Origin of the sequence: Phyllobacterium sp. 628 (genome assembly GCF_014189505.1) — a bacterium.
GTDB lineage: Bacteria > Pseudomonadota > Alphaproteobacteria > Rhizobiales > Rhizobiaceae > Phyllobacterium.
In genome coordinates this window covers 95,153-107,769 of sequence record NZ_CP050300.1, presented here as the reverse complement: position 1 = coordinate 107,769, position 12,617 = coordinate 95,153, and the positions used below count along the sequence as shown (strand labels likewise).

11 protein-coding genes are annotated in these 12,617 nt (G+C 56.0%); 7 read left to right on the top strand and 4 right to left on the bottom strand.

Annotated elements, in window-relative coordinates; genetic code table 11:
• Nucleotides 1–81: 81 nt before the first annotated feature.
• Nucleotides 82–687, top strand: coding sequence for a deaminase (locus tag HB779_RS00510; RefSeq protein WP_188342414.1), 606 nt, complete (start codon nucleotides 82–84; stop codon nucleotides 685–687).
• A 54-nt stretch (nucleotides 688–741) separates the two neighbouring features.
• On the opposite strand, the gene HB779_RS00505 is transcribed toward HB779_RS00510, so the two are convergent.
• From HB779_RS00505 to puuE, 3 genes are read right to left on the bottom strand one after another with little or no spacing between them, the layout of a single operon-like run.
• Entirely contained in the window at nucleotides 742–1,233 is a 492-nt protein-coding gene (locus HB779_RS00505; RefSeq protein WP_188342413.1) for an ureidoglycolate lyase, read from the bottom strand.
• Between the two features lie 2 nt (nucleotides 1,234–1,235).
• Nucleotides 1,236–2,249 (bottom strand): allantoicase, encoded by a 1,014-nt coding sequence (gene alc, locus HB779_RS00500; RefSeq protein ID WP_188342412.1) that lies wholly within the window; start codon nucleotides 2,247–2,249, stop codon nucleotides 1,236–1,238.
• 9 nt (nucleotides 2,250–2,258) lie between these two features.
• The gene (gene puuE / locus HB779_RS00495) at nucleotides 2,259–3,677 is read right to left on the bottom strand and encodes an allantoinase PuuE (protein WP_188342411.1); all 1,419 of its coding nucleotides are present in this window, start codon (nucleotides 3,675–3,677) and stop codon (nucleotides 2,259–2,261) included.
• 179 nt (nucleotides 3,678–3,856) lie between these two features.
• On the opposite strand from puuE, the gene uraH reads away from it, so the two are divergent.
• Genes uraH through xdhC form a run of 4 tightly spaced genes read left to right on the top strand, consistent with a single transcriptional unit; the run spans nucleotide 3,857 to nucleotide 8,925 of the window.
• Nucleotides 3,857–4,228 (top strand): hydroxyisourate hydrolase, encoded by a 372-nt coding sequence (gene uraH / locus HB779_RS00490; protein ID WP_188342410.1) that lies wholly within the window; start codon nucleotides 3,857–3,859, stop codon nucleotides 4,226–4,228.
• A gap of 6 nt (nucleotides 4,229–4,234) precedes the next feature.
• Nucleotides 4,235–5,716, top strand: coding sequence for a xanthine dehydrogenase small subunit (xdhA, locus tag HB779_RS00485; protein WP_188342409.1), 1,482 nt, complete (start codon nucleotides 4,235–4,237; stop codon nucleotides 5,714–5,716).
• A gap of 10 nt (nucleotides 5,717–5,726) precedes the next feature.
• Nucleotides 5,727–8,063 carry a xanthine dehydrogenase molybdopterin binding subunit gene (gene xdhB / locus HB779_RS00480; protein WP_188342408.1) on the top strand — a complete coding sequence of 779 codons (2,337 nt, stop codon included), beginning with the start codon at nucleotides 5,727–5,729 and terminating at the stop codon, nucleotides 8,061–8,063.
• A 7-nt stretch (nucleotides 8,064–8,070) separates the two neighbouring features.
• Nucleotides 8,071–8,925 (top strand): xanthine dehydrogenase accessory protein XdhC, encoded by an 855-nt coding sequence (gene xdhC / locus HB779_RS00475; RefSeq protein WP_188342407.1) that lies wholly within the window; start codon nucleotides 8,071–8,073, stop codon nucleotides 8,923–8,925.
• Between the two features lie 14 nt (nucleotides 8,926–8,939).
• On the opposite strand, the gene HB779_RS00470 is transcribed toward xdhC, so the two are convergent.
• Complete coding sequence (locus tag HB779_RS00470; RefSeq protein WP_188342406.1) at nucleotides 8,940–9,854, bottom strand: LysR family transcriptional regulator; 915 nt, start codon at nucleotides 9,852–9,854, stop codon at nucleotides 8,940–8,942.
• 135 nt (nucleotides 9,855–9,989) lie between these two features.
• Here HB779_RS00470 and HB779_RS00465 point away from each other — a divergent pair, with 135 nt between their 5' ends.
• Nucleotides 9,990–11,231, top strand: a complete 1,242-nt coding sequence (locus tag HB779_RS00465; RefSeq protein ID WP_188342405.1) for a urate hydroxylase PuuD — start codon at nucleotides 9,990–9,992, stop codon at nucleotides 11,229–11,231.
• Entirely contained in the window at nucleotides 11,228–12,586 is a 1,359-nt protein-coding gene (guaD, locus tag HB779_RS00460) for a guanine deaminase (protein ID WP_188342404.1), read from the top strand. The genes HB779_RS00465 and guaD overlap by 4 nt, the downstream gene beginning before the upstream one ends.
• Nucleotides 12,587–12,617 lie beyond the last annotated feature (31 nt).

Below are 12,617 nucleotides of genomic sequence, written 5' to 3'. Positions count from 1 at the left end.
GCTGCAATAATCGTATCCGGGCCATCGCACGTCTTGCCTGACTGATGGTTGTATTCCATCCCCACAAAGAGGCTGTTTCCGATGAATGAGAAAATATTGCCGGTCAATGTTATCGATGCACTGCTTGATGCCATGGAGCATCAAATCATCCCCATGACCGAACAGGGCGTAGCGGCAGGCAACAAGATATTCGGTGCAGCATTGCTACGGAAATCGGATCTGTCCGTTGTGTTGGCCGAAACGAACAATGAAACGGAAAACCCGCTATGGCATGGCGAGGTTCACACACTGAAACGTTTTTACGAAATGAACGGCGAAAAGCGGCCGGACGCAAAAGACCTGATCTTCCTGTCGACGCACGAGCCTTGCTCAATGTGTCTTTCGGCCATTACCTGGGCTGGCTTTGACAACTTTTATTATTTCTTCAGCCATGAAGATTCACGCGACGCATTTGCCATTCCACATGATCTTAAGATTCTCAAGGAGGTCTTCACACTGGAACCCGGCGGCTACAATACGGAGAATGCTTTCTGGAAAAGCTATTCCATAACGAAGCTGATCTCAGACATATCCGAGCCTGATCGGGAGCGGCTGAAGCACCGTGTTGAAACAATTGCCGGTAAATATACGGTTCTGTCGAACCAATATCAGTCCGGGAAAGATCAGAATTCCATCCCGCTGAATTAAATAGTTGAGTGAACAAACAAAGCCGCCGCCGGTGAAGCGGCGGCTTTGTTGTTTTTAGCTCTCGCGAATAAGGAATGGCTCGCTATAGAAATATTCCTGCAGGTTGATGCCATCACCGCCGCGATCAATAACAACAAAATCCGAGACGCCGCCAAGCGGCGTCAGAATGCCGTGCCAGACATTGCGATGAATGTTCACGCCCTGACCCGGCTTGGTCAGAAAGGCAATGGGATAGCTGGCACAATCTGTCTGGTCATGGGCGACCACAACGAGAAACGGATTGGCTGACAGAGGCACGAAGGCCTGACTGCCAAAGGGATGCCGTTCGACCATGGTGAGTTCAAGCGGCAATTCGTAAGGCTTGCCACGCAACAGGCTGATAAGCGTGCGCGCGTTTTCGCCCGTAGTTTCGACCTTTGCCAGATCGTGATAGCGGTCGCACATGCCATGATTGATCGGGAAGCTTGCTGAGCCCTCCACTTCAATCACGTCCCCGAAAGGTCGGAAAGCCTCACGGGTCAAGGGTTGAGCGATGATCTCGCGCATCTCTATTCGCTCGCGATCTTGCCGAACAGGCGCAGCCTGCTCACACCGCCATCCGGGAAAATGTTCAGCCGGGCATGGGTGACGGCACCATTCTGTTTAATCTGGTTGGCGCCGTATTCATGGATCGTATCGGCCGCGAGTTTCTGCTGCGGCAGGATTTCTTCCCAGAACATGGATGAGGCGACCACCAGTTCGTCAAGGCTTTCCCCGGCATTGCCGAGATCGGCTACCTGAATGGAGCAGGAGTCAGGATAGTTACCCTTGAAGTGTGCAGTGTCGACGACGGCACTTTCGACGGTTCCGCGCGCTGCAAGTTTGACGATGATCCAGTCATTGCCGGGTTCACGGCGACGGCGGGTTTCCCATCCGTCACCCATATTGATGCCGCGGCCCGGTGCCAGCAAACGGTGATAGCCGTAATGCGCATTGGACATGGCAACGACACGGCCGCCGAGCAGCGATGAGGCAAGATCGAGGGTTTCACCGTTAAGGTTGCCTGTATTAAGTGAAGGCTGGCCGTAGACACGCAGCCGTGCCACGCCGCCATCCGGATGGATGTGCAGGCGCACATGGGTCCATACGGTCTTTGATGTGCAGGCAAAGAAGTGGTGGGCGCTAGCGCCTAACTGGCTCAAGCCGAGCACCTCGGTCCAGACAGTGGCGTCATCAGGCTCGGCGGCCGAGTTGCAGGCTTCGATACGGCATGCGGGTGGATAGTTGCCCGTGAAGTGCGCGGTATCAACATCGAAACCGGAAATGGTCCCTGGTGCTGCGAGCGCGATGATCGCGTAATCGTGCCCGGTGCTACGGCGGCGGCGGGTTTCCCATCCATCCATCCATTTGCCGTGATCGTCAAACTTCTCTGGGTAGAAGATCGCGGGATCATCATTGAGCATGCGTGCCAGCGGTGCAAAGAATTCGTCCGTTGCAAAGATCGGCTTTGCACCAAGACCCGCTGAGGCAAGATTGATTGAATTGCGCGCGAATGCGGGCAGCTGTTCCGTCGTGTTTGACATGTCCGTTCCTTAGTTTGGCAGCATGGCCTGCAGCCGGAGAAGAGCAATCCTCTCCACCTGCCTGCATGCGGTGTTGAATTCGGTTTGCCGGTCATTGGCGATGCGCGTCTTGAAGGCCTGAAGAATTTCGTCCTTGCTGTGATCCTTGACGGCGATGATGAAGGGAAAGCCGAAGGTCTCGACATAAAGACCATTGAGCGCCTGAAACTGCGCGCGCTCATCATCCGTCAATGCATCCAGTCCAGCCGACGCTTGTTCCATCGTCGAGCTTGCGGTCAGCCGTTTGGCCTGGGCGAGCTTTCCAGCAAGATCCGGGTGCGCCTGCAGAACGCCGAGACGTTCCTCTTCGGACGCCGTGCGGAAGATGGTTGCCAATGAAGCATGCAGCCCTTCGGCGTTGTCGTTGGCATAGGAGAGTTCTGCTGCGAAGGCGCGCTTGGCGATCCAGTCGGAATGTTCGAAGACGCCGCCGAAGCGTTCGACAAACGCCACTTCAGCAAGCGCCGAGGGACGAATTGTGTTTGATCGAGCCGGATGAACTTTTGCCCAGTGCCGGGCAATATCGATACGCCGGGCCAGCCAGACATTCGCATGGCTTTGCACATAGTCGATGAAGCGGGCGACAGCGGCTGTCCTTCCGGGCCTACCCGCCAGACGGCAATGCAAGCCGATGCTCATCATCTTGGGCGAACCAGCTTCACCCTCGGCATAAAGCGTGTCGAAACTGTCCTTCAGATAGGAGAAGAATTGATCCCCGGCATTGAACCCTTGAGGCGTTGCAAAGCGCATGTCATTGGCGTCGAGCGTATAGGGGATGATCAGTTGCTGACGGTTACCCGCTTCATGCCAATAGGGCAGATCATCAGCGTAGGAGTCCGAAACATATTCAAAGCTGCCTTCCTCAGTCGCTAAATCAACTGTATTGACGGAGCAACGGCCGGTGTACCAGCCCCTTGGCCGCTCGCCGGTGAGGGCGGTGTGCAACCGAATGGCCTCAAGCATATGCTCGCGTTCTGCTTCCCGAGTGTAATCCTTGTAATCGATCCATTTTAAACCGTGGGATGCGATCTCCCAATTGGCGTCCTGCATGGCGCGGACCTGTGCGGGCGAGCGCTGCAAGGCCGTAGCGACGCCATAAACGGTGACCGGCACGTTTTTTGCTGTGAACAGCCGATGCAGACGCCAGAAACCGGCGCGTGCGCCATATTCGTACATCGATTCCATGTTCCAGTGCCGTTGTCCGGCCCAGGGTTGTGCGCCGACGATTTCCGACAGGAATGCTTCGGAAGAGGCATCGCCATGCAGAACGCAATTTTCGCCGCCTTCCTCATAATTGAGAACAAACTGAATTGCGATCTTGGCACCATCCGGCCAATGGGCGTGTGGCGGGTTTGCGCCATATCCATGCATGTCCCGGAGGTATTTCATGACGTGATCCGTCCTCGCCTGCACTCAGTTGATCCCTTGAATAATCAAATAAAGCGCAATCCATTCCCCTAGAAAATTTTGAAAGTCCTGTAATCAAGCGCCGCCTAGCCCATGACGGGACGGAGGGGCAAATTGAGCGATGGAAAATTGCAAAGTCCGCCTTGGGAGGAGGAAAGCTCATGAGCCTTCAAAATGAAGCAAGCGGTCGTCTGACGACCCATGTGCTTGATGTATCAAGCGGCAAACCCGCTGCCAAGCTGCGTATCGACCTGCTGCGACTGGAAAATGACCGGTTCTCATCTGTGCAAAGTACCCATACCAATGATGATGGCCGTTGCGACAGCCCTCTGCTGACAGGGGACAATATGCGTTTGGGAACCTATGAACTGCGCTTCCATGTGGGTGCGTATTTCGGTGGCCAGCAGGCAGCGGACAATGTGCCGTTTCTTGACATCATTCCGATCCGCTTCGGCATCAGCGATCAGCAGGCGCACTACCATGTGCCGTTGCTTGTTTCGCCTTTCAGCTATTCAACTTATCGGGGGAGCTGACTTCCCATGAACACTCCAATCCGCAACAGCATCCGCTTTCTGCTGAACGACAAGCTGATCGAGCTTGCTGATATTTCCCCGACGGAAACGTTGCTGGATTTTCTCCGGCTTGAGCGCCGGTTGCGCGGTACCAAGGAGGGTTGTGCGGAGGGCGATTGCGGCGCCTGTACGGTGCTGGTTGGTCGCCTGTCCGACAGTCAGCTCAAATATGAATCGGTCAATGCCTGCATCCGGTTTGTCGGCTCGCTCGATGGTTGCCATGTGGTCACCGTCGAGGCGCTGGCCGCACGCGATGGAACATTGCATCCGGTGCAGCGCGCCATGGTCGATACCCATGCCTCACAGTGCGGCTTCTGCACGCCAGGCTTTGTCATGTCACTTTATGGTCTGTGGATGCAGAACCCGCATCCGGACGTGCGGGAGATCGAAAAGGCATTGCAGGGTAATCTCTGCCGCTGCACCGGGTATGCCGCGATTATCCGCGCAGCTGAAAGCATATCGGCGGTGGGCGATGTGAACAAAGATCCGCTGGTGACGGAACGTGCGCGCGTGCGCGAGCAGTTATTGTCATTGAAAGACGGCAGGCGTGTGGAAGTCGGCGCCGGCAAGCAGCGCCTTGTATTGCCAGCCGACCTCGATGATTTCGCAGAATTCATGGATGCCAATCCGGGATCAACCATCGTTGCGGGATCGACCGATGTCGGGCTGTGGGTGACCAAGTTCATGCGGGAAATTGGCCCGGTTGTTTTCATTTCGCATCTGGATGAACTGCGCGGGATGACCGAGGAACAGGATGGTCTGAGATTTGGCGCCGGTGTCAGCTATACCGATGCCTATCCGCTGGTGATTCAGCACTTTCCGCAATTGACGGAACTCTGGAACCGCATTGGCGGCGAACAGGTCCGCAACATGGGAACGATCGGTGGAAACGTTGCCAATGGTTCGCCTATTGGCGATACGCCACCTCTGTTGATTGCACTTGGCGCGACGGTGCTCCTGCGCAAGGGGAATGTCCGCCGGTCTGTGCCCATCGAGAACTTCTTCATCGAATATGGGAAACAGGACAGGTTGCCCGGTGAATTCGTCGAGGCCATCCGCATTCCCTATCTCAAGCCCGGCGAACAGTTTGGCGTCTACAAGATATCCAAACGGCTGGACGAAGACATTTCTTCGGTGTGCGGTGGATTCAAAATCAGCCTCGATGCGCACGGCAAAGTTGATACGGCGATTATTGCATTTGGTGGCATGGCGGGAACGCCAAAGCGTGCCGGGAGTGTGGAGCAGGCACTCATTGGTTCGAGCTGGACCGAAGAAACAATCGATCATGCCGTTTCACAGTTTGCCACGGATTTTACGCCGCTGACGGATTGGCGCGCTTCCGCCGACTACCGGTTGCTGACCGCGCAAAACCTGCTGCGCCGGTTCTATCTGGAAAGCACGGGTGAGACGAACGTTCGGCTCAACCGCTATGCAGCGGCTGTCGGGTGAGGAGCAGGCGATGAACTCAATTCAACCGATGGCGCGTATTCGCGGTGGTGTGCACGAACAGCAGCCGCATGAATCCGGCCACAAACATGTTTCAGGCACCGCCGAATATATCGATGATATGCCGGAACCCTCCGACACGCTCCATGCCTATCTCGGCCTGTCACAGCGTGCGCATGCGGACATATTGTCGATGGATTTTTCCGGGGTTGCCGCCTGTCCCGGTGTCATCGGCATCCTGACAGCCGATGACATTCCCGGTCATAATGACGTTAGTCCGGCTGGCAAGCACGACGATCCGGTCTTCGCCGTTGGCAAGGTGGAATTTCATGGCCAGCCGATTTTTGCGGTGATTGCAGAGACACGCCAGCACGCGCGGGCAGCGGCTGCCAAGGTCAAGATCGAGTATCGCGATCTCGACCACGCCATTGATGTTCTGGAAGCGGAGAAGGCCAATTATCCCTTGGTCATTGACCCGCTGAAACTGGAGCGCGGGGATATCGCCTCGGGTCTTTCCAATGCGAAGAACCGCATTCAGGGCGAGATGCGCATTGGCGGTCAGGATCATTTTTATCTGGAAGGCCATATCGCTTTTGCCGTTCCCGGCGAAGATGACGAAGTGACGGTTTTCTCCTCGACCCAGCACCCAAGCGAAACCCAGCATATGGTGGGGCATGTCCTGGGTGTTCCGTCCAATGCGGTGACCGTGAATGTCCGGCGCATGGGTGGCGGTTTCGGCGGCAAGGAAACGCAGGCCAATCTTTTTGCTGCTGTTGCGGCGGTTGCTGCCAAAAAATATCACCGCGCAGTCAAGATCAGACCGGACCGCGACGACGATATGGTGGCAACGGGCAAACGCCATGACTTCCATGTGGCCTATGATCTTGGCTTTGACGATGCGGGGCGTATTGAGGCTGTCGACGCAACCTTTTCGGCGCGCTGCGGTTTTTCGGCCGATCTTTCCGGGCCGGTGACCGACCGGGCCTTGTTCCATGCGGACAATTGCTACTTCTATCCGAATGTTCGCTTGCGCTCGCGGCCGCTGAAAACCAACACGGTTTCCAACACAGCGTTTCGTGGCTTTGGCGGCCCGCAGGGCATGGTTGGCGGCGAACGGATGATTGAGGAGATCGCTTACGCACTTGGCAAGGACCCACTGGATATTCGCAAGGCAAATTTCTATGGGAATGAAGACCGCAACATCACGCCGTATCATCAGACGGTGGAAGACAATATCATTCCGCAAATCGTTGCAGAGCTGGAGGCATCATCCGGCTACGCGGCGCGGCGCAAGGCGATTATCGATTTCAATCGCGGCAGCCGGATCATTAAGCGCGGCATAGCGCTGACGCCGGTGAAATTCGGTATCTCGTTCACCAAGACCGAATACAATCAGGCCGGTGCGCTGGTGCACGTCTATACGGACGGTTCGATCCATCTCAACCATGGCGGCACCGAGATGGGGCAGGGGCTTTATACCAAAGTCGCGCAAGTCATTGCCGATGAATTTCAGGTTGATCTTGATCGGGTCAAGGTGACGGCGACCACGACGGCCAAAGTCCCGAATACATCGGCGACCGCAGCATCGTCCGGCTCGGATCTCAACGGTATGGCAGCAGCGAATGCCGCGCAGCAGATCAAGGACCGGCTTGTCCAGTTTGCCGTCGAACACTATGGCGTGGTGAAGGAACAGGTGTTCTTTGAACCGAACACTATTCGGGTTGGCGACCGGCTCATTCCTTTTCCGGAATTCATCAAACTTGCTTACGGCGCACGCGTGCAGCTCTCGGCCGCAGGCTTTTACAAGACACCTAAAATCCATTGGAACCGGGCCGAAGGCAAAGGGCGTCCGTTCTTTTACTTTGCCTATGGTGCCTCCGTATCCGAAGTCAGTATCGATACACTCACCGGCGAATATCAGGTCGACCGCACCGACATCTTGCATGATGTTGGCCGGTCACTGAACCCGGCGCTTGATCTGGGGCAAGTGGAAGGTGCGTTCGTGCAGGGAATGGGCTGGCTGACCACGGAAGAATTATGGTGGGATGCCAAGGGCCGTCTGCGCACGCACGCGCCATCCACCTACAAGATACCGCTCGCGTCGGACCGCCCGCGCCAGTTCAATGTGCAATTGGCAAGCTGGTCGGTCAATCGGGAAGAAACGATCCGCCGGTCAAAGGCCGTTGGTGAGCCGCCTTTCATGCTGGCAATCTCCGTCCTGGAAGCGCTTTCCATGGCTGTTGCCAGTGTTGCCGATTATCGCATGTCTCCCCGTCTTGATGCTCCCGCAACGCCGGAACGGGTTCTGATGGCGGTCGAGCGGCTGCGATCAGCGGATAGGGGAAGGTGAGCATCCGATGCCGTCGAACCGTGACGATATCAGGGACTTTCTCAACCGCCGCAAACAGGCTGTTCTGGTCGAGGTGAAAGCGGCCAACGGGTCCACGCCCCGCGATGCCGGAGCTTGGATGCTGGTGGCGCGGGAGAGCATCTTCGGCACGATCGGCGGCGGGCAGCTGGAGTTCATGGCCATCGATCATGCCCGCAAACTATTGCATCATGGCACTGGCGATAGCGATATGTCGGTGCCGCTTGGACCTGAGATCGGTCAGTGTTGCGGCGGGCGTGTTGCTCTCGGCTTTGAACGGGTCGGCCGGGATCTGGCGGCAGCGCTGATCGAGAAGGTCGACCTTGAAATCGCCCGGCGTCCGCACGTCTATATCTTTGGTGCGGGTCATGTCGGCGACGCTTTGGCCATGGCGCTGTCGCTTGCACCACTCAGAGTCATTCTGGTGGATACGCGCGAAGATGAGCTTTCGGCCACGCAGGTTCCCGGCATCGAGACATGTTTGACGGCAATGCCGGAGACTGTCGTTCGGGATGCGCCTGACGGAAGCGCTTTTGTTGTTCTGACCCATGATCACGCCCTTGATTTTCTGATAACCGCCGAAGCGCTGGCCAGAGTTGATGCGGCCTATGTCGGAATGATTGGATCGAAAACAAAGAAGGCAACGTTCCGCAGCTGGCTGGAACGGGAAGTCGGCCGCCCTGAGATTTTCGACAGGCTGGTTTGTCCGGTTGGCGGCACGGCGGTCAAGGATAAACGTCCGTCGGTTATAGCGACGCTCGCTGCCGCTGAAATCATGACCTCAGCGCTGAATTATCATCTGCAGGATTTGCCGGTAAAACAGCGGGTACGCATTCCCGCCTGACGTTCCCGCTCTGATTATTCAAGCATCGCACTGACCAGCCGCTGGCAGCGTTCGGTCATGAAATCAATCATCAGACGCACCTTGGGATCCTGAAACCGCTTGTGCGGATAGATGGCCGCAAGCTGGATGCTGACGGGTGGCGTATTCTCCAGAATGGTGCGTAGCGTTCCATCCTTCAGGTGGCTTTTGACCTCGAACAACGGCTTGTTGATGATGCCGCGACCATCGAGCGCCCATTTGGTCAGAACGTCGCCATCGTCAGAGTCATAAGGGCCGCTCACTTCAAGCTTGCGTGGTCCTTCCGGGGTTTGCAGCGTCCAGTAATATTCCTTGGAGCCGGGATAGCGCAGAAGCAGGCAATCGTGGTGCGCAGATATCAGTTCATCGGGCGTCGTTGGTGTGCCGCGTTTTTCCAGATAATCCGGCGCTGCGCAGATGACGCGCTCGCAATTCATGATACCGCGCATGCGCAGATTGGAATCTTCAAGAATGCCGAGCTTGAAGGCGATATCGACGCCCTCGCTCATAATATCGATATTGTGGTCGGACAATCGCAGCCGGACCTCAATGTCAGGGTATTTGTCGTGAAACTCCGGAACGCCCGAAGCAATCAGCCGCCTGCCAATGCCCAGTGGTGCGGTGATACGGATTGCACCCTTTGGTTTTTTTGAAAGATCGGCGATGGCGGCTTCGGCTTCGTTGATAGCCTCGATGATTTTGACCGCGCCTTCGTAGAATACGCGTCCGTGTTCGGTGGGGGTCAATTTCCGTGTGGTGCGATTGAAGAGGCGAACGCCGAGATAGCGTTCCAACTCCTTGATACGATTGCTCGCAACAGCCGGAGAGGCGCGCTGATCGCGCCCGGCAGCGGAAAGGTTTCCCAGTTCGACGACGCGAACGAAAACTCGAAGATTATCGAAATATGACATGGTTTCCGCCCCAGTCTTACACTGTCCATTGATCTAGCATTTTATAGTTTTTTTTGAAAGAGATGGGTGAATTAGGGCGTTTCCCCGATGCGCGGGCTTTGGCACATACTGAGCGGCAAGAAGAGGGAGAGCCGCATGTATGAATTTGCCATAGCCTGGGATTGGCTGAACTTTGCCGTTCGCTGGTTGCATGTGATCACAGGCATTGCCTGGATTGGCTCATCCTTCTATTTCGTTGCACTGGATCTCGGTCTGCGCCAGCGTCCGGGACTTCCCGCCGGAGCTCATGGTGAGGAGTGGCAGGTGCATGGCGGTGGTTTCTACCACATTCAGAAATATCTGGTGGCGCCCGAGCAGATGCCCGAACACCTCACTTGGTTCAAATGGGAATCCTATGCGACGTGGCTGTCGGGTTTTGCCATGCTCTGCATTGTCTATTATGCGGGTGCTGATCTCTATTTGATCGATCCGCATGTGCTCGATGTCTCGCGACCAGTCGCCATCGGAATATCGCTCGCCTCCATTTTTGGCGGATGGCTTGTTTATGACACGATTTGCAAGTCGCCGCTCGGCCGGAACGACACGCGGCTGATGGTGCTTCTCTATTTCATTCTGGTGGGAATGGCTTGGGGTTATACGCAGCTTTTCACCGGACGCGCCGCCTTCCTGCATTTGGGTGCGTTCACCGCGACGATCATGTCGGCGAATGTGTTCATGATCATCATCCCCAACCAGAAGAAGGTCGTGGCTGATCTCATCTCTGGCAAAACGCCCAATCCCGCCCTTGGCAAACAGGCAAAGCAGCGCTCCACCCATAACAACTATCTGACTTTGCCTGTCCTGTTCCTGATGCTGTCGAACCACTATCCGCTGGCGTTTGGCACGCAATATAACTGGATCATCGCTTCGCTGGTATTCCTGATGGGCGTTACGATCCGCCACTGGTTCAACACTCGCCATGCCCGCAAGGGTGATCCGACATGGACGTGGCTGGTAACGGCGATCCTGTTCATCATCATCATGTGGCTGTCGACGGTTCCGAAAATTCTGTCCGGCGTTGGCGGCGAGGAAAAGATATCCGCCGTTCAGCAGCCATTTGTCAGCGCGACGAGCTTTCCCAAAGTGCGCGATACGGTGCTTGGCCGCTGCTCCATGTGCCATTCCAAGGAACCGGGATGGGAGGGCATTATTGCCCCGCCAAAGGGCGTCATGCTGGAAACCGACAGCCAGATTGCAGCCCATGCCCGCGAGATTTATCTGCAGGCCGGTCGTTCCCATGCGATGCCGCCCGCCAATGTCACCGGCATTTCCGATGAGGAACGGCGGCTGCTTGCAAGCTGGTACGAAACCACAGTCAACGGAGGAAAAATCCAATGAGCAAATTGTTGTTGCGCGGCCGGGTGCTGACGTTTGTTGATGAGCCCCAGAGTGCTGACGATGCATCATCTTATCGCTATTTCGAGGATGGTGCGGTTTTGGTTGAGCATGACAGAATTGCCGCTGTGGGTGACTATGCAGCCCTTGCATCTGCTGCGGATGTGCAAACGCAGATCGTTGACCATCGCCCCAATCTTATCCTTCCCGGGCTTATCGATACCCATCTGCATTTTCCGCAGACGCAAGCCATTGCCTCCTATGGTGCACAGCTGCTTGAATGGCTGAATACCTATATTTTTGTTGAAGAACAGAAATTCGCTTCCACGGCCCATGCCGATTTCATTGCCGGGCGGTTCATGGACGAATTGTTGCGCAACGGCACGACGACCGCTGCCGCCTATTGCTCCGTTCACCGCGAAAGTGTTGACGCTTACTTTGCTGCTGCCGAAAAGCGCAACATGCTGATGATCGGCGGCAAGGTGATGATGGACTGCAATGCGCCTGACGCGCTGCGTGACACGGCGCAATCAGGCTATGACGATACCAAGGCTTTGATTGCCAAGTGGCATGGGCGTGGACGCGCCCATTATGCGATCAGCCCGCGCTTTGCCATCACATCGACACCCGGGCAGATGGAGATGAGCCGCGAGCTCGTTCGCGAGCATCCGGAATGTTACGTGCAAACGCATCTGTCGGAAAACAGGGACGAGGTCACCTACGCGACATCGCTGTATCCTTCAGCCAAGGATTACACCGATATCTACGCCAGCTATGATTTGCTGGGTTCGAAGATGCTGCTCGGCCATTGTATTTTCCTGTCCGACCGGGAAATCTCGGCTTTGGCGGAGAGTAAATCCGTGGCCGTGTTCTGCCCGACATCCAATCTGTTTCTTGGAAGTGGTCTGTTTGATCGCGACCGTTTCAGGAAGCTCGGAGCCCGCTATTCGGTAGCGACCGATGTTGGCGGCGGCACCAGTTTTTCCATGTTGGAAACAATGGCGGAAGCGTACAAGGTGCTGCATCTTCAGGGCCAGCGTCTGTCCCCGTTCAATTCCTACTACATGATGACACTTGGCAATGCGCGGGCGCTCGGGCTTGAGGATCGCATCGGCTCGCTGCATGCAGGTGCCGATGCTGATATCACAGTGCTCGACAGCCGCGCCAAACCGGCAATGGATCTGCGCATGCAGACGGCAAAGACGCTGGCTGAAGAGCTGTTCATCCTGCAGACGATGGGGGATGACCGTTCCGTGGCCGAAGTTTATGTGGCCGGCAAACCAATGAAAAGCAATCTCAACAAACCCGCTGCAACGAATGCCCGTGTTGAAACTGCACTGGAATTACAGACAGCCTGACACAGAAAGAGGGTATCAAGAATACCCTCTT